Raw genomic sequence first — 22,244 nt, 5'->3', positions numbered from 1 at the left:
GGTGCTCCAACCTCGTCATCCTGACGAAAGTCAGGACCCAGAGCCAAACACCGCCGGCGCCCGTAACCCTGGGTCCTGACGTTCGTCAGGATGACGGGTGGCCGCGCTACTTGCCCGTCCAGGCCCCCGCGCGCTTCTCGACGAATGCGGCCATGCCTTCGCTCTGGTCCGCGGTGCCGAACAGCCCGTGGAACAGCCGCCGCTCGAACTGGACACCCATGGCGAGCCCCGTCTCGAACGCCGCGTTGACCATCTCCTTGTTCGCCAGCACCGCGAGCGGCGCCATCGCGGCGATCGTCGCGGCGGTCCTTACCGCTTCCTCGACCAGCTCGTCGGCGGGGATGATCCGCGAGACCAGCCCTGCGCGCTCGGCCTCGACCGCATCCATCATCCGCCCGGTCAGCACCATCTCCATCGCCTTGGCCTTGCCGACCGCATGCGTCAGCCGCTGCGACCCGCCCATGCCGGGGGAGACGGCGAGCTTGATCTCGGGCTGGCCGAACTTGGCGGTGTCGGCGGCGAGGATGAAGTCGCACATCATCGCGACCTCGCAACCGCCGCCCAGCGCATAGCCCGCGACCGCGGCGATGATCGGCTTGCGCGTCCGCGTCACCTGCTCCCAGCCGGCGAAGAAGTTGCTCGCATACATGTCGGCAAAGCCCTGGCTCTGCATCTCCTTGATGTCCGCCCCCGCCGCGAACGCCTTGGCCGAACCGGTCAGCACCGCGCAGCCCTGCGACGGATCAGCATCGAACGCGGCGAACGCGGCGATCAGGTCGGCAAGCACCTGCGAGTTGAGCGCGTTGAGCGCCTGCGGCCGGTTGAGCGTGACGAGCGTCACCGCACCGCGCTGCTCGACGAGGATCGTTTCGTAATCGGCCATCTCAGTCTCCAATAAGCATCGTCATCCTGAATCCCGACTTTCGTCAGGATGACGGATTAGCCCGGCGTCCACGCCTCGGCCTCAGGCAACGGCGCGAAGATCTGGTCGATCACGTGATCGCTCACACCCTCGGGCGTCGCCGGATCCCAGCGCGGCGCATTGTCCTTGTCGACGATCACCGCGCGCACGCCCTCGATGAAATCGTGCCGCTGCACGACATGCGCGCCGACCGCATATTCCTGTTTCATTTCATCCGCGAAACTCGCCATCGCCGCGCCTTCGCGGAGCAGCCGGAGCGACACCTTCATCGTCTGCGGCGACTTTGTCCTGAGCGTCGCGAGCGTCTTGGCGGCCCACTCGCCACCATCGGCGTCGAGCGCGGCATAGATTTCCTCGAGCACATCGGACGCGAACAGCCGGTCGATATCGTCCTTGCGCGCAAGTATCGCCGCTTCGGGTGCCTCGGTCGACAGCGCGTTCAGAACGCCAGCAATATCCTGCGGTGCTTCCGCGATCCGCGCCTTGGCGGTGTCGAGCGTCTCGCTCGGTAGATAATGCGTCGCCAGCCCCAGCGCTGCGCACTCCGCGCCATCGAGCCGATGCCCGGTCAGCGCGAGATACTGCCCGATCCGCCCGGGCAGCCGCGACAGATACCAGCCACCGCCGACATCGGGGAACAGCCCGATCCCCGTCTCGGGCATCGCGAACTTCGTGTTCTCGGTCGCCACCCGGTACGTGCACGGCAAGGCGAGCCCGACGCCGCCGCCCATCGTGATCCCGTCCATGAACGCGACGATCGGCTTGGCATAGACGAACAGCCGGTGGTTCATCCGATACTCGGCGTGAAAGAACGCGCGCGCTTCGGCGCCGTCGCCGGCTCCCGACGCGGCGAGCATCCGGATATCGCCCCCGGCGCAGAACCCGCGCCCCTCGGCATGATCCACGATGATCGCCTCAACTGACGCATCCCCGCGCCACGCCTCGAGCGCCTCCAGCACGCCTTCGCACATCGCCAGATTGAGCGCGTGCAACGCCTTGGCCCGGTTCAGCCGAATACGCCCGATCGGGCCTTCGACGGTCGTGATCAGGTCATTCATAAATTACCTCCCCGGCGAAGGCCGGGGTCCAGTTGGAAAGGTCGATGTAACAGAGGATGTCACCAAGCCGATTCGCGTCCCCCACCTGGACCCCGGCCTCCGCCGGGGTGGCTGCTATTCGGCAGTCGGTGGCCATAGTCATCATTGCCGGGTCAGCTCGCGACCGACGATCATGCGCATCACCTGGTTGGTGCCCTCGAGGATCGAATGCACGCGCAGGTCGCGCCAGAAGCGTTCGATCGGGTAATCCTGCAGATACCCGTAGCCGCCGTGCAGCTGCAATGCGCGGTCGACCACCGACGAGCCGGTGTCGGTCGCCAGCCGCTTCGCCATCGCCGCGAACTTGGTCTTGTCGGGCGCGTTCGCCGTGACCTTGGCCGCCGCCATGTAGAGCAGCGCACGCGCCGCCTCGAGTTCGGTCGCCATGTCCGCCAGCATGAACTGCGTGTTCTGGAAGTCCGCGATCGGCTTGCCGAACTGCTTGCGGTCGCGCGTATAGGCGATCGCCTCGTCGAGACACCGCTGCGCGCCGCCGAGCGAGCACGCACCGATGTTCAGCCGCCCGCCGTCGAGCCCCATCATCGCGATCCGGAAGCCCTCGCCCTCGCCGCCGACCATGTTGGCGCCCGGCACACGGACGCCGTCGAAGATCACCTGCCGCGTCGGCTGCGAATGCCAGCCGAGCTTCTTCTCGTTCGCGCCGAACGACACGCCGGGCATGTCCTTCTCGATCACCAGGCAGGAGATGCCCTTCGGCCCGTCCTCCCCGGTGCGGACCATGGTGACGTACACCTCGTTCTCGCCTGCGCCCGAGATGAACTGCTTCGAGCCCGTCACGATCCAGTCGTCACCGTCCCGCACCGCGCGCGTCTTGAGCGCCGCGGCGTCCGAGCCAGAGCCCGGCTCGGTCAGGCAATAGCTCGCCAGCCGGTCCATCGTGACGAGATCGGGCAGATACTTGTCCTTCACCGCGGCCGAGCCGAACCGGTCGATCATCCACGCCGCCATGTTGTGGATGCTGATGAACGCGCTCGTCGACGGGCAGCCATACGACATCGCCTCCATGATCAGCGCGGCTTCGAGGCGCCCGAGCGCGATCCCGCCGCTCTCCTCGCTGACATAGATCGCCGCGAAACCGAGCTCGGCCGCCGCCTTGATCGTGTCGCGCGGGAAGATGTGCTTCTCGTCCCACTCAGCCGCATGCGGGGTGATCCGGTCGGCGGTGAAGCGGCGCGCGAGCTCCTGGATCTCGCGCTGGTCGTCGGTGAGGTCGAACTGGTTGGTCATCGGGCTTTCCTGTGTCGTCATACTGGGCTCGACCCAGTATCCAGAGCGGCGAATGCTGGCGCCTGTGGCTCTGGATCCTGACTTTCGTCAGGATGACGGGGTGGGGGAAGGATATGGCTAGGCAACCCGCGGTCTATATCATGGCGAGCGGGCGCAACGGAACGTTCTACATCGGCGTGACGTCCGACCTGATGGCGCGGATCGTTCAGCACCGCGACGGCATGTTAGAGGGGTTCTCAAAGCGATACGGCGTGAATCGGCTGGTCTGGTTTGCGATGGCCGACACAATGGACGCGGCGATCACACGCGAGAAGCAGCTGGAGGTCTGGAAGCGGTCGTGGAAGACCACGCTGATCGAGACGGACAACCCAACCTGGCGCGATCTGGCCGAGGACTGGGGCTTCGACCCCCTCCCCACCCCGTCATCCTGACGAAAGTCAGGATCCAGAGCCACGGGCGTTGCGCTCGATGGATCTGGATCCTGGATCAAGTCCAGGATGACGGGGAGGAAACGCCGCACCCGATCACCCCATCGTCGGAATGACGAACGCATTCGCCGCGTCGCCAACCCCGCCATCGGGCCAGCGTTGCGTGATCGTCTTGACCTTGGTCCAGAACTTCACGCCCTCCATGCCGTGCTGGTTGGTGTCGCCGAACGCCGAACGCTTCCACCCGCCAAACGTGTGATACGCGACCGGCACCGGGATCGGCACGTTGATACCGACCATCCCGACGTTCACCCGTGCGGCAAATTCGCGCGCGGCGTGGCCGTTGCGCGTGAAGATCGCGACGCCGTTGCCATATTGATGCTCGCTCGGCAGGCGCACCGCCTCCTCGAAATCCTTGGCGCGGACGATCTGGAGGACCGGCCCGAAGATCTCCTCCTTGTACGCCGACATCTCCGTGGTGACGTGATCGAACAGCGACGGCCCGATGAAGAACCCCTTCTCATGCCCCTGCAGCTCGAACCCGCGCCCATCGACGACCAGCTCTGCGCCCTCGTCGACACCCGTCTGGATCCAGTTCTCGATCCGGCTGCGATGCGCTGCGTTCACCACCGGCCCGTAATGCGCGTCATTGTCGGTCGAAACACCCACGCGCAGTGCAGCGATCGCCGGGATCAGCTTCTCGCGCAGCGCAATCGCGGTCTTCTCGCCGACTGGCACAACCACCGGCAGCGCCATGCACCGCTCGCCGGCGCTCCCGAACGCCGCGCCCGACAGATCGGCGACGACCTGGTCGAGATCCGCGTCGGGCATCACGATGCCGTGGTTCTTCGCCCCGCCCATCGCCTGGACGCGCTTGCCCGCCTCGACGCCGCGGCGGTACACGTAATGCGCGATGTCGGACGAGCCGACGAAGCTGACCGCACTGATCGCCGGATGATCGAGGATCGCGTCGACCATCTCCTTGTCGCCGTGGACGACCTGGAAGATCCCCTCGGGCAGCCCCGCCTCGAGGAACAATTCGCCCAGCCGCACCGGCACCGACGGATCGCGCTCGCTCGGCTTCAGGATGAACGCGTTGCCCGTCGCGATCGCGACGCCGCTCATCCACAGCGGGATCATCGCGGGGAAGTTGAACGGGGTGATGCCGGCGCCGATGCCGAGCGGCTGGCGCATCGAATAGACGTCGATCCCAGGCCCCGCGCCCTGCGTGTACTCGCCCTTGAGAATGTGCGGGATGCCGCAGCAGAACTCGATCACCTCGAGCCCGCGCTGTATATCGCCCTTCGAATCCGCGATCACCTTGCCGTGCTCGGACGACAGCAGACGCGCGAGTTCGTCCATGTTCTCCTCGACGAGCCGCTTGAACTCGAACATCACGCGCGCGCGGCGCTGCGGGTTGGTCGCCGCCCAGCCCGGCTGCGCCTTGTGCGCGGCGGCGACTGCCCGGTCGAGATCGGCCTGCGTGCCGAGCGTCACGCGCGCCTGGATTTCGCCGCTATTGGGATCGAACACGTCGCCGCTACGGCCGCCGCCGGAGGACGGTCCACCCGCGGTGCCGCCTGCGATCAGATGCTCGATGGTGCGAACGGTCATGGCGCCTCTCCTTGTTTTGCGGCCTCTACACCACTGCCTCGCCTGCGACACAAGCGATAGACTTGCAGCCCTGAGCTGCATATTTGCAGTCGGCATGGACTGGAGCGACCTGCCGATCTTCCTTGAAGTCGCCCGCGCGCAGCAGCTTGGCCGTGCCGCGGCGAGTCTCGGCGTCGATGCGACGACGGTCGGCCGCCGACTCCGCCGGCTCGAGACCGCGGTCGGCCAGCGGCTGTTCGAGCAGGGCCCCGACGGCCAGATCCTGACCAGCGCGGGCGAAGACCTGCTCGCGCGCGCGACCGCGATGGCGGCGATCGCGTCGGACATCCGTACCCCGCCTGCGGGCCGGACCGAGGTCGACGGCACGATCCGCGTCAGCGTCGCCGAAGGGTTCGGCACCTGGTTCGTCAGCCGACATCTCGGCACGCTCGCGCAGGCGCATCCCAAGCTCGCGGTCGATCTCGTCGCGACCAGCGGCTTCCTCAACCCGACGCGGCGCGAGACCGACGTCGCGGTCCTGCTCGCACGCCCGCGCCGCGGTCCACTGCGGACGCGCAAGCTCACCGACTATACGCTGCGGCTCTACGCATCGGCGGAGCATCTCGCGGCGCACGGTCCGGTGCACGGCATCGCCGACCTGCGCGACCGGCGGATGATCGGCTATGTCCCCGACTTCGTCTATGCGCCCGAGCTGCGCTATCTCGACGAGATCCCGGGCGTCCGCGACCCCGTGCTGCGTTCGTCGAGCATCAACGCGCAGGCGCACATGATCGCGGCCGGCGCCGGCATCGGCGTGCTCCCTTGCTTCATCGGCGAGGCCTATCCCGGGCTTGTCGCGATCCTCCCCGACATCCGCATCAGCCGCGCCTTCTGGCTGGTCACGCACCAGGACACCGGCCGTTTCGACGCGATCCGCGCTTTTACCGACTGGCTCGTCGCACTCGTCGGCCGCGAGCGCGCGGTGCTGGTCGCCGACTAGGGCTGACGCGGCTCGCGCGAAAGGATCGCCTCGATCCGCGCGAGCGCCAGCTTGATCTCCTCCTGCTCGGCATGCGTGAAGGCGTCGCTGTCGACGATCATCTTGGCCGCCATCTTCGCGGTCAGCAGCGGCACGAGGAACAGCGGCACCGCATGCATCAGTGCGACCGCGACGATCTTGCCCCCCATCGTCACGGGAAACACGTCGCCATAGCCGATCGTCATCGCGGTCACGAACGACCACCAGATGCCGACATCGACCGGCTTGCCCTCGAACGTCGCAAACAGCACCGCGCAGATCAGGATGGTCGAGACATAGCCGACGATCAGGATCGGCAACGCCTGGATGAACGGCCGCCACGATCCCTTTGCCCTGCGCGCCATGATACCCCCCGGTTGTTTCGGCGCATCATCCAGCAAGTGGCCGACATTTCAAGCGGTACGCACGCGGCTGATCGATCACGAACCCGATTGCCCCCGCGCGACAATTGCGCCTAGCTTGGCCGCATCCTCTTCCGGAGCGTTTCATGACCCTCAAGCTCGTCCTTCTTGCCTCGATCGCGCTCGCCACCGTTTCGTCGGCGCAGGTGCCCCAGACTGCTCCCGCCGGCGGCGATGTTCCCGCGAAATTCGTCCCCGCCACCGCCAACCGCGACTACGTCAAGCGCGAGGTGATGGTCCCGATGCGCGACGGGACGAAGCTCTACACCGTCATCGTCTATCCCAAGGGTCTGACCAATGCGCCGATCGTGCTGACGCGCACGCCGTATGACGCGAAGTCGCGCGCGACGCGGATGGACAGCCCGAGCATCCTCTCGACGCTGCCGCTTGCCGACGAGATGTTCGTCAAGGGCGGGTATATCCGCGTCTATCAGGACGTCCGCGGCAAATATGGCTCGGAGGGCGAGTATGTCGTCACGCGCCCGGTGATCGGCCCGCTCAACCCGACCAAGGTCGATCATGTCACCGACGCCTATGACACGATCGACTGGCTGGTGAACAAGGCGAACCTGCCCGAATCGAACGGCCGCGTCGGCATGATCGGCTCGTCCTATGAGGGCTTCACCGTCGTCATGGCGCTGCTCAACCCGCACCCTGCGCTCAAGGCCGCGGTGCCAGAAAGCCCGATGATCGACGGCTGGATGGGCGACGACTGGTTCCATTACGGCGCGTTCCGCCTCGCCAACATCGCCTGGCTCGGCGGCCAGACCGGCTACAAGGGCGCGGGCAAGGCGCCGCCGACGGGCGGCTATGACGATTACGAGAATTTCCGTCGCATCGGCTCGGCGGGCGACTGGGCCAAGGCGTCGGGCTACGACCAGCTTCCCTATTGGCAGCGCATGGTCGCACATCCCGCCTATGACGCATTCTGGCAGGGCCAGGCGCTCGACAAGTTGCTCGCCGCCAACCCTTCGAACGTGCCGACGCTCTGGGAACAGGGGCTATGGGATCAGGAGGACATGTACGGCGCGATCACCGCGTGGGAGGCGCTGAAGGCGAAGGGCAAGATGGGTAACAACCATCTCGTTATGGGTCCGTGGCGGCACAGCCAGGTCAATCGCGACGGCCGCAGCCTCGGCCCGTTCCAGTGGGACGGCGACACGGCGCAGCAGTTCCGCGAACAGATGGTGCTGCCGATGTTCGACCAGTATCTGAAGGACGGCCCCGCGGTCACGCTGCCCGCCGCCGCGATCTACAACACCGGCGAGAATCACTGGGACAAGCTCTCGACCTGGCCACTCGCCTGCGAGAGCGGCTGTGCCGCGCCGCTTAAGCCGATCTACCTCGGCGCAGAGGGCGGGCTGGGCTTCACCAAGGCGGCGAGCGGCGGCGACAGCTATGTCTCCGACCCCGCCAAGCCCGTCCCGCATCTGCCGAGGCCGGTCAATTTCGGCGACGGCCGCTGGGGCGACTGGCTGGTCAGCGACCAGCGCGGCGTCGATGGTCGCACCGACGTGATGACCTACACGACCGAGGTGCTGACGACCCCGGTGCGCGTGTCGGGCGCACCGATCGCGGACATCTATGCCAAGACGACCGGCACCGATGCCGACTTCGTCGTCAAGGTGATCGACGTCTATCCCGACGAGGTCGCGAGCGATCCGAAGATGGGCGGCTATGAACTGCCGATCAGCCTCGACATCTTCCGCGGCCGCTACCGCGACAGTTTCGCCAAGCCGAGTGCGATTCCTGCCGGCAAGACGCAGCGCTACAAGTTCCGCCTGCCGACCGTGAACCACGTGTTCCAGCCGGGTCACCGGATCATGGTGCAGGTCCAGTCGAGCCTGTTCCCGCTCTACGACCGCAACCCGCAGACCTTCGTCCCCAACATCTTCCTCGCGAAGAAGGCGGACTACAAGAAGGCGACGGTAACGATCGAACGCGGCGGCGCGACGGCCAGCGCGGTGTGGCTGCCGGTGGTCGCGGTCGACCAGTCGGCCGTGCTGGCGAAGTAAGCCCCCCGCCCCACCACCGTCATTCCCGCGAAGGCGGGAACCCAGACTGGCTGACCTCAAGGCTTTGTTACTGAGGCCAGCCAGTCTGGATCCCCGCCTTCGCGGGGATGACGGGTAAGGGCCTAGGCGATAACCGGCGCAGGCCCGAACAGCCCCGCCTGGTAATCGCGGATCGCCTCGCCGATCTCCTCGCGCGTCGTCATCACGAACGGCCCGTGCGCCACGACCGGCTCGTCGATCGGATCCGCATGGCCGAACACCAGCCGCACCGGACCTGACGCCGCGACCTCGACCGTATCACCGTCCTCACCGAACGTGACGAGATGCCACGGCTCGACGACCGTACCGCCAACCTCGGGCCGCCCCTCGATCACATAGAAGAATACGCTGCGACCGCGCGGCGCAGGCAGTGTCACTTTGCCCCCGGCCGCCAGCTCGACCGTCATCATCGCGACTCCCGTCAGCGACTCAACCGGCCCCGCCTGCCCTTCAAACGTCCCCGCGATGACATTCACGACACCGCCCTCGACGGCGACCGCCGGAATATCCTCACGCTGAAGCCCGGTATAGGCAGGCTTGGTCATCTTCAGCCGCCCCGGCAGGTTGACCCACAGCTGCAGGATCTCGAGCGGCCCGCCGTCGCGCTTGAACGACGCGGGCGAGACCTCCGCATGGATCAGCCCCGACCCCGCGGTCATCCACTGCACCCCGCCCGCCTGCATCACGCTTTCGTGCCCACCGCTGTCGAGATGCGCCATTTCGCCGCTCAGGATGAAGCTGACCGTCTCGAACCCGCGATGCGGATGCGGCCCGAACGGCAGGCCGTTATTGCCGGGCCGATAGGTCTGCGGCCCATGATGGTTGAGGAACAGGAACGGATCGACCTGCGGCAGCTGCGGCCCCGGCAGCGGGCGCCGCGTGACGAGATCGGCGATATCGTCACGCTGGGCGGGATAGGTCCGCAGCACGCGCCGCATCTCAGTTCGCCTCGCGCACGGCCGAGGCGGGCCGCGCGATCTCCTTCAGCAGGGCGTCGATACCGCTCAACAGGAAGTCGAGCGTCGACGTGTCGCTCAGCCGCCCGTCGGCGATCTTCTCGTGCACCGCACCGATCACCGATTGCGGCCGCAGCAGCGTGCGCGCGCCGATCGACGCCAGTGTCTCGTTCAGCTGCGCCTGCGCACGCGCACCGCCGACCGCGCCCGGCGACGAGGTCAGTGTGAACACCGGCTTCCCCGTCAGGGTTGCCTTGCCATAAGGCCGCGACGCCCAGTCGAGCGCGTTCTTCAGCACGCCGGGCATGCCGTGATTATATTCGGGCGACGCAATCACGATCCCGTCCGCCTCGCCAATCGCGGCGCGCAGTGCGGCGACCGCCTCGGGTGGCGTGTCGGTATCGGCATCCTGATCGTACATCGGGATCGCGTTGAGCGGGAAGATCCGCAGTGGCGCCTTGTCCCCCAGCGCATCGGCGAGCGAATTGAGGATCGCGGCGTTGAACGACTGGCGGCGCAGGCTGCCGGAAATACCGAGAAGGACGGGCATGCAGAAATCTCCTGTTGTCACGCGCGAGCGCCGGGCGACGGCGGCGGGCAAGATCTTGGTATCCAGATAGGCGACGGCACCGGCGCCCACCAGCGCAGGGTCGGCAACGCTGTGTTGACCGGATGGACGGCGATCACGTCCAGTAGAGGATCCGCGCCTCGGGCAGGCGCGCCGCGATCTCGTCGGCGAAGAAGGCGCGCAACGCCCGCATCGTGTCCGCGTCATAGACATATTTGACCGAGCCGAACTTGGTGCGCTTCTCGGTGCGGTTCGCCATGCCGAGATCGAGCGACGAGCCGGGATACCAAGTCTGCAGCACCGCCTTGGACCCGGGTGTGTAGCGATGCGTGATCAGCTCGATCGTGAGGTCCGGGATATCGCCGAGCACCTGCCCCGCCTGCGCGATCAGCTCGGCATAGGCGTCGCGCCATCCCTCCGCGGCGATGATCGGCGCGATCGTCAGCCCGACCTTGTACCCGGCATCCGCCATCCGGCGCAGCGCGACCAGCCGGGCCGCGACCGGGCTCGTCCCACCCTCGAACCGCGCATAGCCGGCGGGGTTGATCGAGGCGCGCATCCGCGTCCGCCCCGCGTGATCGAGCGCGAGCAGCGGCTCGACCGCGTCGAACTTCGTCGTGAAGCGCAGCTGCACGTCCGCCTCCCACGCACCGAAATGCGCGATCAGCGCGGACAGCGACCCGGTGATGTGATCGATCGCGAGCGGATCGGTATAACAGGACGCCTCGAACGTCGTGCCCTCCTGCGCGCGCGTGGCGGAGCGCGAGGTGACCGTCCCCTGCCCGAGATGCGCGGGAAGCTCGGCCAGGATCTCCGGCAGGTTCGCATAGACCCGCGTGATCGGCGGCCCCTTCAGAGACCCCGCGAGATAGCAATAGCCGCAATGTGCGGGGCATCCCTCAGCAAGATCGATCCGCCAGTCGGCACTCGGTGCGATCGGCTGCAACCGGCGTTTCGACGGCGGGGCGACGACCAGCGCCAGCGTCGCCTTCGCCTGCGCATATTGCTGCCGGGGATCGTCGGGCAGGTCGAGGCGGAGACGATCGCTGGGCAGCGTCGTCACCGCCACGTCCAGCGCATGTGCGCGCGTGACGATATGTTCGCCATGGTCCCAGAGGAGCGACGACGGCGTCGCGAGGAGGCGCCGCGGCACCCAGAGGCGGGAGGAAGAGGGCGACACCATCGCACCATAACGCCCGCCCCACGCCAAGCGTTGCGGCTATTTGACCGGCCGCTTCTCGAGTTTGCGCGCGAGCGTCCGCCGGTGCATCCCGAGCTGCCGCGCGGTCTCCGATATGTTGAACCCGGTTTCCGCCAGCGTCGCGTGGATCCGCTCCCATTCGAGCGTCTTGATCGTCGCGCGACGTTCGGTCACCGCGGTGTCGACCTTGCCCTCGGTCCGGTCGAACGCCGCCTCGATGTCGTCGGTGTTCGACGGTTTGACCAGATAATGCGAGGCGCCGAGCTTGATCGCCTCGACCGCGGTCGCGATGCTCGCAAAGCCGGTCAGCACGACGACGAGTATATCGGGATCATGCGCGTGCAGCGTCTGGACGCAGACCAGCCCCGACGCACCGCCGAGCTTCAGGTCGACCACCGCATATTGCGGCACGTCGTCGGCGAGCAGCACGACCAGATCCTCATGGCTCGCCGCAAGCCGGACCGCATAGCCGCGCCGCTCGAACGAGCGTTTCAGCGTGCGCGCAAACGTCTCGTCGTCCTCGACGATCACGAGGCGCTTGACCGGGGGGATATCGGGCTCGCTCATTCGTCACGCTCCAGGGCGATCGCCGCCAGCGGCAGCATCAACGTCACTTCCGCGCCACCCGTCTCGCGGTTGGCGACCGCCACGCTGCCCCCCAGCTTGCGCATCGCGTTGACCGCGAGGAACAGGCCCAGGCCATGGCCGGGATCGCGCTTGCTCGACTGATAGGGCTTGCCGAAGCTCGCCAGCTTGTCGCGGGTGAATCCCGGTCCGTGATCGCGGACGATCAGCGCCAGATGATCGCCCGACCGCTCACCCGAAAACCCGACCCAGGCGGGCGATGCTTCGGCGGCATTGTCGAGCACGTTGGCGATCACCTGCTTGAGCGCAGGATCCGATACGATCAGCGGATCATCGCCGAGCCGGCTGGTATAGTCGAACTCGACACCGGCGTGCAGCGCGCGCCAGTCCTCGACGATCGCGTCGAGGAAGACATGCAGCGGCACGACCTCGGGTGCCTCGCCGCGCGCCTCGCCCGCCGCCAGGAGGATGTTGGTGACGATCGTCTTGCACCGCTGGACCTCGGCCTGCATCTCGCCGATCTCCTCGAGCATCCCCGCATCGGTGGCGAGCGCGGGCATCCGCTTCCAGTCGTTGAGGATGACCGCCAGCGACGCGAGCGGCGTGCCGAGTTCGTGCGCGGCGCCCGAGGCGAGCAGGCCCATGCGGACGATATGATCCTCCTCCGCCGCCTGCTGGCGCAGATCCGCCAGATGCTCGTCGCGGGCGCGCAGATTGCCCGTGATCCGTGTCATGAAGAGTACCAGCAGCGTCGCGACGAGCAGGAAATTGAGCAGCGACCCGACCGTGTAGAGCGCGAAATACTCGCCCGCATAATCGGTTGGCAGGGCAAGCGGACGATACCGGATCGTCAGCAGCGCGAAACACCCGCCCGTCACCCCGACGATCGCCCAGCTCGACCAGCGATCGAGCAGCACCGCGCCCAGCACGACCTGCAACAGATACAGCGCGATGAATGGGTTGGTCGCGCCGCCACTGAGGTAGAGCTGGACGGTCAGCAACCCGACGTCGAGCAGCATCGCGAGCAGCAGCTGCGCATTCGCCCCGCGCTGCCAGCCATAGAGCCGCATGCTCGCCAGGTTGAGCGCGACCGACGCCGCCATCGCCATCAACATCGGCACCAGCGGCAGGTCGATCCCCAGCAGGAAGCGGACCGTCAACACGGTGACCAGCTGTCCCGCCACCGCGATCCAGCGCAGCGTGACCAGCTGCCGCATGTTTGCATTGCCCGCGGCATCGGTATCCGCGCGCGCACGGCTGACCCAGGCCTGCCACCGCGAGGAGTCCATCGCCAATCTCATCGTGTCGTGCGCCGTCACGCGGTCCATCTCTCCTGCAACGCACTCAACGCGCGACGTCGCCGGTCAGCGCTTATCACGACGACGATCGTGGCGCACGAATACGACGAAGCCGATCACCGTCATCGCGGCGAGGCCGAACCATGTCAGCATGTAGACGAGATGATTGTTCGGAAACGCGATGACGGTCTGGCCGCCGACCGGTGCGCCGTCCCCGACCTTGTCCGCGTCGATGAAATAGGGCGCCGTGCGGCCAAGGCCGCGCGTGCTCGCGATCGCAGCGACGTCGCGCGAATACCAGTTGTCGGTCGCGGGATCATTCTTGCGCAGGAAGCCGCCGCCGGGTTCGGTGATCCGCAGATAACCCGTCACGGCGACCGGGCCGGTCGGCCGCGCATAGGCGCTGCGCTGTTCGGGCGAGACATAGCCGCGGTTGACCAGGACATCGAAGCCCTGTGCGGTCCGCAGCGGCGTCATCACCCAGTATCCGCTGCCGAGCGCGGTCGCGGCGCGGACCAGCGTCGTGCGGTCATGCGCGAAGACGCCGCTCACCCGGATCCGGCGATACGCATCGCTGCTCGCCGTGATCGCCGGCCAGTACGCCGGGCCAGGTGGCGCGACCGGTGCGGCCTGCGACCGCGCGGCCACCTGCCGGATCAGGTCGAGCTTCCAGACACGACGCTCGACCTGCCACACACCCAACGCGCAGAACCCGGCGAACAGCAGCAGCGCGATGAAGCCCGCCACCCAGATCGCCGGCCGCGGCCGGGCATGCCCTGTCATCACATATCTACCGCGGCCTGCATCGGCATCATGTTGGTGTTGAGGTGATACATGACCCAGATCGAGCCGCTGAGCGTGATCACGACGAGGATGATCGTGAAGATCAGCGCCATCATCGTCCAGCCATTCTCGGACTTCCCGTTCATGTGCAGGAAGTAGATCATGTGGACGACGATCTGGATCACCGCGAACAGCATGATCACCAGCGCGGCGGTCGACGGATCCTTGAACGCACCGGTCATCACGGCCCAGAACGGGATCGCGGTCAGGATGACCGAGAGGAAGAACCCCTTCAGGTAGCTCTTGCGCGTCCCGTGCGATGCGTGATCGTCGCCATGCCCATGATCGTCATGGGCATGGTCGGCATGCGCGTCGTGCGCGGTGGCGGGGCGGTCGGTCATCGCAGCGAACCCATCAGATAGACGAAGGTGAAGACGCCGATCCAGATGACGTCGAGGAAGTGCCAGAACATGCTGAGGCACATCAGGCGGCGCTTGTTCGCGGCAATCAGGCCGTGCTTCTGCACCTGCACCATCAGCGTGACGAGCCAGATGAAGCCCATCGTCACGTGCAGGCCGTGCGTGCCGACCAGCGTGAAGAAGGACGACAGGAACGCGCTGCGGGTCGGACCCGCGCCCTCATGGATGAGGGTGGCGAACTCGTACATTTCGATCGACAGGAAGGCGAGGCCGAACAGCCCGGTAAAGGCCAGCCACATCTGCATGATGCGCTGACGTCCTTCCTCCATCGACAGCATCGCGAAACCATAGGTGATCGACGAGAACAGCAGCATCGCAGTGTTCACCGCGACGAGCGGCAGCTCGAAGATCTCCTTGGGCGTCGGTCCGCCTGCATAGCTGGTGCCGAGCACGCCGTAAGCCGCGAACAGCACCGCGAAGATGAGGCAATCGCTCATCAGGTACATCCAGAAGCCCAGCATCGTGCTGCTGCCCTCGGGATGGTGATGCTCTTCGAGCTGGTAGAACGAGAGGGGCTCACCCTTCTCGTCCAGACCGTCCTTCTTCAATGATACCGAAGACATCGCGTCAGGCTCCCTGGGTCGCGAGCATGCGGGTGCGCGCGTCCTCGCTGGCGATCACGTCCTCGACCGGGATGTAGAAGTCGCGCTTGTAGTTGAAGGTGTGGAAGATCGTCGTGGCGAAGATCCCGACCAGCGTCAGACCCGCCAGCCACCACATGTACCAGATCATCGCGAAGCCGAAGGCGATGCTGAGCACGCCCAACACGACGCCGGTACCGGTGTTGCTCGGCATGTGGATCGCGCGGAAGCCGCTGACCGGCCGCTGATGCTTGCGGTCCTTCATGTCGTACCAGGCATCCAGGTCATGGACGACGGGCGTGAATGCGAAGTTATAGTCGGGCGGCGGCGACGAGGTTGCCCATTCGAGCGTCCGGCCACCCCAGGGGTCGCCGGTGTGATCGGCGAGCGCCTCTCGGTTGCGGATGCTGACGAAGATCTGGATCAGGAAGGCGGCGATGCCGACCGCGACCAGTGCTGCACCGAAGGCGGCGATGACGAACCAGATCTGCAGGTTCGGATCGTCGAAATAGCGCATGCGGCGGGTCACGCCCATCAGGCCGAGCACATAGAGCGGCATGAAGGCGAAGTAGAAGCCCGACACCCAGCACCAGAACGAGACCTTGCCCCACTTCTCGTCCAGCTTGAAGCCGAACGCCTTCGGGAACCAGTAGTTGATCCCTGCGAACATGCCGAACAGCGTGCCGCCGATGATTACGTTATGGAAATGCGCGACCAGGAACAGCGAGTTGTGCAGCACGAAGTCGGCAGGCGGCACCGCGAGCAGGACGCCGGTCATGCCGCCGATCGTGAAGGTCACCATGAAGGCGATCGTCCACATCATCGGCAGTTCGAACCGGATCCGCCCCTTGTACATGGTGAACAGCCAGTTGAAGATCTTGGCCCCGGTCGGGATCGAGATGATCATCGTGGTGATGCCGAAGAACGAGTTGACGCTCGCCCCCGACCCCATGGTGAAGAAGTGGTGCAGCCAGACGAGATACGACAGGATCGTGATGACGAGCGTCGCATAGACCATCGAGCTGTAGCCAAAGAGGCGCTTGCCCGAGAAGGTCGAGGTGACCTCCGAGAAGATGCCGAATGCCGGCAGGACCAGGATGTAGACCTCGGGATGACCCCAGATCCAGATCAGGTTGACGTACATCATCGGGTTGCCGCCCGCGTCGTTCGTGAAGAACGCGGTACCGATGTACCGGTCGAGCGACAGCATCGCGAGCACCGCGGTCAGCACCGGGAAGGCGGCGACGATCAAGATGTTGGTGCACAGTGCGGTCCAGGTGAAGATCGGCATCTTCATCATGCCCATGCCGGGCGCACGCATCTTGACGATGGTCGCGACCAGATTGACGCCGGACAACAAGGTTCCGATGCCCGCGATCTGGAGCGCCCAGATATAATAATCGACCCCGACATCGGGCGAATAGGCAATCCCCGACAGCGGCGGCATCGCGAGCCACCCGGTCCGCGCGAACTCGCCGATGAACAGCGACATCATGACGATCACGGCACCCGCCGCGGTCATCCAGAAGCTGAAATTGTTGAGGAACGGGAACGACACGTCGCGCGCACCGATCTGGAGCGGGACGACATAGTTCATCAGACCCGTGACCATCGGCATCGCCACGAAGAAGATCATGATCACGCCGTGTGCGGTGAAGACCTGGTCATAGTGATGCGCGTTGAGATAGCCTTCGCTACCCCCGAACGCCATCGCCTGCTGCAGGCGCATCATGATCGCATCGGAGAAGCCGCGCAGCAGCATGACGATCGCGAGGATCATGTACATGATCCCGATCTTCTTGTGGTCGACGCTGGTGAACCACTGGTTCCACAGATAGCCCCAAACCTTGAAATAGGTGAGCGCGGCCAGCAGCGCGGCACCGCCGATCGCCACCATGCCGAACGTCGCAACGACGATCGGTTCATGCAGCGGCAGCGATTCCAGCGTCAGTCGGCCGAAGATCGTCTTCAATATGGAGTCTGACATGAGCTTTTCTCTAGCCGTTCGCGACGGGGCGCGAGCCCGGCATGGTTGAGGGGGTCAGCATGGTGTGATTGCGGTTGGCAGGCGAGCCGGGCGCGGCGTTGGCGCCGTCGCGTTTTATGTCGGCTGGCGCAGACCAGTGTTTCCCGCTCCCCTTTTCGTCGCCGTCCTTCATCAAGCCGCCCTCGGGTCGGGGGCCGGCATCCTGCGGCCCGCTGCCGCCATTGACGCCGGGCATCGCCATGCCGTCATGCGGGTTCTTGCCCATCATGTCCGACATGCATGGCTTGCCGGGCTTCACGCACTGCTCGACGATCGCCTTGAACAGCGAACTCTCGACACCGCCGAAATAGCGGACCGGGACCTTCTCGCTCGGCTTTTCGAGCTGCATGTAATTCGCACGGTTCAGACCGCCGCCGCCGTTGCGGACCTTCGCGACCCAGGCATCGAAGCCCGCGTCGGACACGCCGTGGAAGCGGAAGCGCATGCCCGAAAAGCCTGCGCCGCTATAGTTGGACGAGAAGCCTTCGTAATTGCCGGGCTTGTTGATCACCGCGTGCAGCGTCGTCTCCATCCCGGGCATGGTGTAGATCATGCCGGCGAGCGCGGGGATGTAGAAGGCGTTCATGACCGAGGACGAGGTCATCTTGAACCGCAGCGGGCGATCGACCGGCGCGGCCAGTTCGTTGACCGTCGCGATGCCGTATTCGGGATAGATGAACAGCCATTTCCAGTCGAGCGCGACCACCTGGACGTCGAGCGGCTTGCCGCCCGTGATCGTCTGCTGGTTGCCCGCGAGCTGCCCCACCGGCGTGTTCTCGCCGATATCGCCACTCTGTGCCGAGATGCGGCCGAGCGGACGATAGGGATCGAGCAGATGCGTGCTGGTCCAGGTCAGTGCGCCGAGCGCGATGATGATCAGCAGCGGCACGCCCCAGATCAGCAGCTCAAGCCCGACCGAGTGATCCCAGGTCGGCTCGTACTTGGCGCTCTTGTTCGCCTGCCGGTAATGATAGGCGAAGAACAGCGTCAGCGCGATCACCGGGACGATGATGATGAGCATCAGCCCGGTGGAGATGAGGACCAGGTCACGCTGCTGCACCGCAATATCGCCAGATGGCGACATCACGACCCAGTTGCATCCACTGATCAACAGCGCGGGCAGCAGGGCTGCTGCGCGTAAGAGCCAGGATCGGGGCCTGGAATTCGATAGCTCGGCGGTCATGTACTCGCCCCTACGCCGCTGTTAGATCATTCCATAGTGGACAATTTGTCCAATGGGCGCCGCACTGCAGCAAAGGCATGGCGCTCATGATGCGACAGAGATAGGTCTCTCGGTGTGACTCCGAAAGGCCCTGCCCGCAGTCGACGAAAAGGCGTATGATCGGTGCGCCGTCCGAAAAGGCCATTGGGCGGCGAGCCGCCTCACGGAAGCGAGTTTGAGAATGAGTGCACACGCCGCATCGACGTCTTTCGAAGACGATGCCCGCGATCTTCACGATCACGGGAAAAAGGTGTCGCCGGGCGAGATCGCGATCGGCGTCGTCATCGGACGCACGTCCGAATTTTTCGACTTTTTCGTCTATGCGATCGCCTCGGTAATCGTCTTCCCGACGCTGGTCTTCCCCTATGTAGACCGGCTGCAGGGGACGATCTACTCGTTCGCGGTCTTCGCGCTCGCCTTCATCGCACGCCCGCTCGGGTCGGTGATCTTCATCGCGGTCGACCGGCTCTATGGCCGCAGCGCCAAGCTGACGATCGCGCTGTTCCTGCTCGGCACGGCGACTGTGGCGATGGGCTTCCTCCCCGGCTATGCGCAGGTCGGCAACTGGTCGGTCGTGCTGCTGTCGATCCTGCGTATCGCGCAGGGCATTGCGCTGGCGGGCGCCTGGGACGGTCTCGCCTCGCTGCTCTCGCTCAACGCGCCCGAGGGTCGCCGCGGCTGGTACGCGATGCTGCCACAGCTTGGCGCGCCGTTCGGCCTGCTGGTGGCCAGCGGCCTGTTCGCTTTCTTCGTCGCGACGCTGCCTGCCGCCGACTTCATCGACTGGGGCTGGCGCTATCCGTTCTTCGTGGCCTTCGCGATCAACGTCGTCGCGCTCTTCGCCCGTCTCCGCCTCGTCGTTACCCCTGAGTTCACGACGCTGTTCGAATCACGTGCGCTGCAGCCGGCGCCCGTGCTCGACACGATTCGCGCGGAAGGCCGCACCATCGTGCTCGGCGCCTTCGCCCCGCTCGCCAGCTTCGCGCTGTTCCACATGGTGACGGTGTTCCCGCTGTCGTGGATCGTGCTGTTCACCCGCGAGACGCCGGGCCGGTTCCTGACGATCGAGGTGATCGGCGCAGCGATCGGCCTGTGCGCGACGCTCGTTTCCGGGCTGCTCGCCGATCGCATCGGTCGCCGCACGCTGCTCGGCAGCACCGCGGTGCTAATCGCGCTGTTCGCAATCGGCGCGCCGATGCTGCTCGATGGCGGCGCAACCGGTGAGTGGGTGTTCATGATCGTCGGCTTCGCGCTGTTCGGCCTGTCGTTCGGCCAGTCCTCGGGCTCGCTCGCGACCAGCCTCGGCAAGACGCACCGCTATACCGGGTCGGCGCTGACGACCGATCTGGCCTGGCTGTTCGGTGCGGGCTTCGCCCCGCTCGCCGCACTGCTCCTGTCGAGTAGGCTCGGCCTCGCGGCCAGCGGTGCCTATCTGTTCTCGGGTGCGGTCTGCACGCTGATCGCGCTTGGCGTGAACAAGGAACTGGCGAAGCGCGCCAACGAGGGCTGAGCCGACCGGCGGGCCGGCTTACCAGCTGCCCGCCTATCCAGACTGCACGACTGACGTCACCCGCCGCACCCGCGGCGGGTGACGTTACGGTTTTCAGGCCCTGTCGAAACCCTACCCGTCGGTACAAAAGGCGATTGACGCCCGCCCGCGCTTACTATACCGAGCGGTATCGAAGACGATCGGGGTCCAGGGATCCTGCTCCGGTCTTCACCTACCGATGATTTTGCTGCGGTCCCGAAGCGCTGCACCACAATTCGACCTGTTTCCCACGCGGCACCCTCGCCGCGTGCCCCTTTGTCCATCCGAAGAGACCCGACCATGGCCTATCTCGACCTCGACAACCTGTTCGCCGCCCCCGTTGCCAGCCGGCCGACGATCAGCGCCGCACAGACCGAAGGCCGGGCCGGGTTCACGCAGCTGGAATGGCACGTCATCATGCTTGCCAAGCAAGACGGCCTGCGCAGCCTGGCGGTGCCGGGACGGCTGGACCGCGCACTGCGGACGATCTTCGGCCTGTCCGAGCGATCGCCGCTGGCCGACCCGCGGCTCGAGGCGCTGCGTCGGCTCGCGGTCCATGCGTGGCGCCACGGCTTCGCGCTGCCGGTCGCCGAGATCGAGCGGTTCCTCGCCGCAGGCTTCCACCGCGGCCAGATCGAAGTCCTGGTCCAGCGCGTGACGGGCCTGCGCGTCGCATCCTGAGCCAGCCCGGCCGATCGTCAGGCCGTACTGAGCGCCTTGCGTAACGCGGAGTGCCAGCCGGCGATCAGCGCGGCGCGGTCGCTCGCTCCCATGCGCGGCTCGAAACACGCCCCCCGCCGCCACGTCTGCGACAACGCATCGAGATCGGGCCAGACGCCGGTCGCCAGCCCCGCATGGAACGCCGCGCCCAGCGCGGTCGTCTCGAGATGCGTCGGCCGTTCAACCGGTGTCTCGAGCATGTCCGCGAGAAACTGACACAGCCAGTCGTTCGCCGCCATGCCGCCGTCGATCCTGAGCGTTGCGGGCGCCGCGCCACCATCCGCGACCATCGCCTGCGCCAGGTCGAGCGTCTGATACCCGACCGCCTCGAGAGCGGCGCGTGCGAGATGCGCTCCCGTCGCGCCCAGCGTCAGCCCGGTAATGAGCCCGCGCGCGTCGGGATCCCAGTGCGGCGCGCCCAACCCGACAAAGGCGGGAACCATGTAGACGCCGTGGCTGTCGGGAACCTCGGTCGCCATGTCGTGCGTCTGGTGCGCGCTGGTGATCACGCCGAGCCCGTCGCGCAGCCATTTGACCGCGGCCCCGGCGACGAAGATCGATCCCTCCAGCGCATAGGTCATCTGCCCGTTCAGCCGATAGGCGGGCGTGGTCAGCAACCGGTGGTCGGACGCGATCGCCGTGTCGCCGGTGTTGAGCAGCATGAAACATCCCGTTCCATAGGTCGACTTGACCATGCCGCGCGCGAAACAGGCCTGGCCGAACAACGCCGCCTGCTGATCCCCCGCCATCCCCGCGATCGGGATCGGGACGTCGAACAACCCCGGCGCGGTCGTGCCGAACACATGGCTGTTGTCGTGCACCTCGGGCAGCATCGCCGGTGGCACGCGCAGCAGCCGGCACAGCGCATCGTCCCAGTCCTGTCGGCGAATGTCATAGAGGAGCGTGCGCCCGGCATTGGTCACGTCGGTCGCATGCACCACGCCGCCGGTGAGCCGCCACAGCAGGAAACAGTCGATCGTGCCGAAGGCGAGCTCCCCCTTGTCCGCGCCCGCACGCGCACCCGGCACGGTGTCGAGGATCCACGCGATCTTGGTTGCGGAGAAATAGGGATCGAGCAGCAAGCCGGTCTTGTCGCGGACCATCTGTTCCGCGCCCTCGGCCTTCAGGCTCTGACACACATCCGCGGTGCGGCGGTCCTGCCAGACGATCGCGGGGTAGATCGGCGTGCCCGTCGCGCGATCCCAGACGACGACGGTTTCGCGCTGGTTGGTTATGCCGATCGCCGCGATGTCGCGCGCGGGCACGCCGCCGCGTGCTATCGCCTCGCGCGCGGTCGCCAGCGTGTCGCGCCAGATGTCCTCGGGGTCATGCTCGACCCAGCCGAGTCGCGGATAATGCTGCGCGAATTCGCGCTGCGCCGTCGCGACCGGTCTGGCCGTCGCATCGAACAGGATGCTGCGCGTCGATGTCGTACCCTGATCGATCGCGAGGACGTGCGTGGCTTGGCCCATGCGGCTCTCCTTTGCCACCGCTCTAGGCCGCCCCACCGCCCCG

Annotated in this window: 21 protein-coding genes; 5 read left to right on the top strand and 16 right to left on the bottom strand. The window is 66.1% G+C overall.

Annotation, left to right across the window (positions count from 1 at the left end):
* Positions 1-106 precede the first annotated feature (106 nt).
* From J3A66_RS14095 to J3A66_RS14085, 3 genes are all read right to left on the bottom strand, one after another.
* Positions 107-883, bottom strand: a complete 777-nt coding sequence (locus J3A66_RS14095) for an enoyl-CoA hydratase (RefSeq protein WP_209569553.1) — start codon at positions 881-883, stop codon at positions 107-109.
* A gap of 56 nt (positions 884-939) precedes the next feature.
* On the bottom strand, positions 940-1,980 hold the full coding sequence (locus J3A66_RS14090; protein ID WP_209569551.1) for an enoyl-CoA hydratase/isomerase family protein: 1,041 nt from the start codon (positions 1,978-1,980) through the stop codon (positions 940-942).
* Between the two features lie 141 nt (positions 1,981-2,121).
* Positions 2,122-3,267 (bottom strand): acyl-CoA dehydrogenase family protein, encoded by a 1,146-nt coding sequence (locus J3A66_RS14085; protein WP_209569549.1) that lies wholly within the window; start codon positions 3,265-3,267, stop codon positions 2,122-2,124.
* Positions 3,268-3,380: 113 nt separating this feature from the next.
* On the opposite strand from J3A66_RS14085, the gene J3A66_RS14080 reads away from it, so the two are divergent.
* Positions 3,381-3,698, top strand: a complete 318-nt coding sequence (locus J3A66_RS14080) for a GIY-YIG nuclease family protein (protein ID WP_209569547.1) — start codon at positions 3,381-3,383, stop codon at positions 3,696-3,698.
* 93 nt (positions 3,699-3,791) lie between these two features.
* On the opposite strand, the gene J3A66_RS14075 is transcribed toward J3A66_RS14080, so the two are convergent.
* Positions 3,792-5,309, bottom strand: coding sequence for a CoA-acylating methylmalonate-semialdehyde dehydrogenase (locus tag J3A66_RS14075; RefSeq protein WP_209569545.1), 1,518 nt, complete (start codon positions 5,307-5,309; stop codon positions 3,792-3,794).
* A 94-nt stretch (positions 5,310-5,403) separates the two neighbouring features.
* Between J3A66_RS14075 and J3A66_RS14070 the strand changes: the two genes are divergently transcribed.
* Positions 5,404-6,288: a LysR family transcriptional regulator gene (locus J3A66_RS14070; RefSeq protein WP_209569543.1), complete on the top strand. Its 885-nt coding sequence runs from the start codon at positions 5,404-5,406 to the stop codon at positions 6,286-6,288.
* Here J3A66_RS14070 and J3A66_RS14065 read toward each other — a convergent pair.
* The gene (locus J3A66_RS14065) at positions 6,285-6,671 is read right to left on the bottom strand and encodes a potassium channel family protein (protein ID WP_051916390.1); all 387 of its coding nucleotides are present in this window, start codon (positions 6,669-6,671) and stop codon (positions 6,285-6,287) included. The two genes, J3A66_RS14070 and J3A66_RS14065, sit on opposite strands and share 4 nt — an antisense overlap.
* 143 nt (positions 6,672-6,814) lie before the next feature.
* On the opposite strand from J3A66_RS14065, the gene J3A66_RS14060 reads away from it, so the two are divergent.
* Entirely contained in the window at positions 6,815-8,743 is a 1,929-nt protein-coding gene (locus J3A66_RS14060) for a CocE/NonD family hydrolase (RefSeq protein WP_209569542.1), read from the top strand.
* Between the two features lie 122 nt (positions 8,744-8,865).
* Here J3A66_RS14060 and J3A66_RS14055 read toward each other — a convergent pair whose 3' ends face one another.
* The 10 genes from J3A66_RS14055 to J3A66_RS14010 form a co-directional block, all read right to left on the bottom strand.
* Positions 8,866-9,720: a pirin family protein gene (locus tag J3A66_RS14055; RefSeq protein ID WP_209569540.1), complete on the bottom strand. Its 855-nt coding sequence runs from the start codon at positions 9,718-9,720 to the stop codon at positions 8,866-8,868.
* Position 9,721: 1 nt separating this feature from the next.
* Complete coding sequence (locus tag J3A66_RS14050) at positions 9,722-10,288, bottom strand: NAD(P)H-dependent oxidoreductase (RefSeq protein ID WP_209569538.1); 567 nt, start codon at positions 10,286-10,288, stop codon at positions 9,722-9,724.
* A 133-nt stretch (positions 10,289-10,421) separates the two neighbouring features.
* The gene (locus tag J3A66_RS14045; protein WP_348634055.1) at positions 10,422-11,459 is read right to left on the bottom strand and encodes a spore photoproduct lyase family protein; all 1,038 of its coding nucleotides are present in this window, start codon (positions 11,457-11,459) and stop codon (positions 10,422-10,424) included.
* Positions 11,460-11,525: 66 nt separating this feature from the next.
* The gene (locus J3A66_RS14040) at positions 11,526-12,059 is read right to left on the bottom strand and encodes a response regulator transcription factor (protein WP_031395871.1); all 534 of its coding nucleotides are present in this window, start codon (positions 12,057-12,059) and stop codon (positions 11,526-11,528) included.
* Positions 12,060-12,070: 11 nt separating this feature from the next.
* Positions 12,071-13,381: an ATP-binding protein gene (locus J3A66_RS14035; protein WP_042467562.1), complete on the bottom strand. Its 1,311-nt coding sequence runs from the start codon at positions 13,379-13,381 to the stop codon at positions 12,071-12,073.
* Between the two features lie 75 nt (positions 13,382-13,456).
* Positions 13,457-14,173: an SURF1 family protein gene (locus J3A66_RS14030; protein ID WP_209569534.1), complete on the bottom strand. Its 717-nt coding sequence runs from the start codon at positions 14,171-14,173 to the stop codon at positions 13,457-13,459.
* The gene (cyoD, locus tag J3A66_RS14025) at positions 14,173-14,574 is read right to left on the bottom strand and encodes a cytochrome o ubiquinol oxidase subunit IV (protein ID WP_031395868.1); all 402 of its coding nucleotides are present in this window, start codon (positions 14,572-14,574) and stop codon (positions 14,173-14,175) included. The genes J3A66_RS14030 and cyoD overlap by 1 nt, the downstream gene beginning before the upstream one ends.
* Positions 14,571-15,215: a cytochrome o ubiquinol oxidase subunit III gene (gene cyoC / locus J3A66_RS14020; protein WP_042467557.1), complete on the bottom strand. Its 645-nt coding sequence runs from the start codon at positions 15,213-15,215 to the stop codon at positions 14,571-14,573. The genes cyoD and cyoC overlap by 4 nt, the downstream gene beginning before the upstream one ends.
* A gap of 4 nt (positions 15,216-15,219) precedes the next feature.
* On the bottom strand, positions 15,220-17,220 hold the full coding sequence (gene cyoB, locus J3A66_RS14015; protein WP_031395866.1) for a cytochrome o ubiquinol oxidase subunit I: 2,001 nt from the start codon (positions 17,218-17,220) through the stop codon (positions 15,220-15,222).
* A 10-nt stretch (positions 17,221-17,230) separates the two neighbouring features.
* Positions 17,231-18,442, bottom strand: coding sequence for a ubiquinol oxidase subunit II (locus J3A66_RS14010; RefSeq protein WP_042467556.1), 1,212 nt, complete (start codon positions 18,440-18,442; stop codon positions 17,231-17,233).
* 220 nt (positions 18,443-18,662) lie between these two features.
* Between J3A66_RS14010 and J3A66_RS14005 the strand changes: the two genes are divergently transcribed.
* Positions 18,663-19,991 carry an MFS transporter gene (locus tag J3A66_RS14005; protein ID WP_209569532.1) on the top strand — a complete coding sequence of 443 codons (1,329 nt, stop codon included), beginning with the start codon at positions 18,663-18,665 and terminating at the stop codon, positions 19,989-19,991.
* A 318-nt stretch (positions 19,992-20,309) separates the two neighbouring features.
* Positions 20,310-20,690, top strand: coding sequence for a hypothetical protein (locus tag J3A66_RS14000; RefSeq protein ID WP_192070777.1), 381 nt, complete (start codon positions 20,310-20,312; stop codon positions 20,688-20,690).
* 17 nt (positions 20,691-20,707) lie between these two features.
* Here the strand turns inward: J3A66_RS14000 and glpK are convergent, their stop codons facing one another.
* Entirely contained in the window at positions 20,708-22,201 is a 1,494-nt protein-coding gene (gene glpK / locus J3A66_RS13995) for a glycerol kinase GlpK (protein WP_209569530.1), read from the bottom strand.
* Between the last annotated feature and the right edge of the window lie 43 nt (positions 22,202-22,244).

This window comes from Sphingomonas sp. PvP018 (assembly GCF_017876865.1).
Lineage (GTDB): Bacteria > Pseudomonadota > Alphaproteobacteria > Sphingomonadales > Sphingomonadaceae > Sphingomonas > Sphingomonas aerolata.
This window is presented reverse-complemented; position numbering and strand designations above follow the sequence as displayed.

What these genes read in the sequence shown, in the direction of transcription:
- J3A66_RS14095 (WP_209569553.1), bottom strand. Translation starts at nt 883, where the DNA reads ATGGCCGATTACGAAACGATCCTCGTCGAGCAGCGCGGTGCGGTGACG.
- J3A66_RS14090 (WP_209569551.1), bottom strand. Translation starts at nt 1,980, where the DNA reads ATGAATGACCTGATCACGACCGTCGAAGGCCCGATCGGGCGTATTCGG.
- J3A66_RS14085 (WP_209569549.1), bottom strand. Translation starts at nt 3,267, where the DNA reads ATGACCAACCAGTTCGACCTCACCGACGACCAGCGCGAGATCCAGGAG.
- J3A66_RS14080 (WP_209569547.1), top strand. Translation starts at nt 3,381, where the DNA reads ATGGCTAGGCAACCCGCGGTCTATATCATGGCGAGCGGGCGCAACGGA.
- J3A66_RS14075 (WP_209569545.1), bottom strand. Translation starts at nt 5,309, where the DNA reads ATGACCGTTCGCACCATCGAGCATCTGATCGCAGGCGGCACCGCGGGT.
- J3A66_RS14070 (WP_209569543.1), top strand. Translation starts at nt 5,404, where the DNA reads ATGGACTGGAGCGACCTGCCGATCTTCCTTGAAGTCGCCCGCGCGCAG.
- J3A66_RS14065 (WP_051916390.1), bottom strand. Translation starts at nt 6,671, where the DNA reads ATGGCGCGCAGGGCAAAGGGATCGTGGCGGCCGTTCATCCAGGCGTTG.
- J3A66_RS14060 (WP_209569542.1), top strand. Translation starts at nt 6,815, where the DNA reads ATGACCCTCAAGCTCGTCCTTCTTGCCTCGATCGCGCTCGCCACCGTT.
- J3A66_RS14055 (WP_209569540.1), bottom strand. Translation starts at nt 9,720, where the DNA reads ATGCGGCGCGTGCTGCGGACCTATCCCGCCCAGCGTGACGATATCGCC.
- J3A66_RS14050 (WP_209569538.1), bottom strand. Translation starts at nt 10,288, where the DNA reads ATGCCCGTCCTTCTCGGTATTTCCGGCAGCCTGCGCCGCCAGTCGTTC.
- J3A66_RS14035 (WP_042467562.1), bottom strand. Translation starts at nt 13,381, where the DNA reads ATGGACTCCTCGCGGTGGCAGGCCTGGGTCAGCCGTGCGCGCGCGGAT.
- J3A66_RS14030 (WP_209569534.1), bottom strand. Translation starts at nt 14,173, where the DNA reads ATGACAGGGCATGCCCGGCCGCGGCCGGCGATCTGGGTGGCGGGCTTC.
- cyoD (WP_031395868.1), bottom strand. Translation starts at nt 14,574, where the DNA reads ATGACCGACCGCCCCGCCACCGCGCACGACGCGCATGCCGACCATGCC.
- cyoC (WP_042467557.1), bottom strand. Translation starts at nt 15,215, where the DNA reads ATGTCTTCGGTATCATTGAAGAAGGACGGTCTGGACGAGAAGGGTGAG.
- cyoB (WP_031395866.1), bottom strand. Translation starts at nt 17,220, where the DNA reads ATGTCAGACTCCATATTGAAGACGATCTTCGGCCGACTGACGCTGGAA.
- J3A66_RS14010 (WP_042467556.1), bottom strand. Translation starts at nt 18,442, where the DNA reads ATGACCGCCGAGCTATCGAATTCCAGGCCCCGATCCTGGCTCTTACGC.
- J3A66_RS14005 (WP_209569532.1), top strand. Translation starts at nt 18,663, where the DNA reads ATGAGTGCACACGCCGCATCGACGTCTTTCGAAGACGATGCCCGCGAT.
- J3A66_RS14000 (WP_192070777.1), top strand. Translation starts at nt 20,310, where the DNA reads ATGGCCTATCTCGACCTCGACAACCTGTTCGCCGCCCCCGTTGCCAGC.
- glpK (WP_209569530.1), bottom strand. Translation starts at nt 22,201, where the DNA reads ATGGGCCAAGCCACGCACGTCCTCGCGATCGATCAGGGTACGACATCG.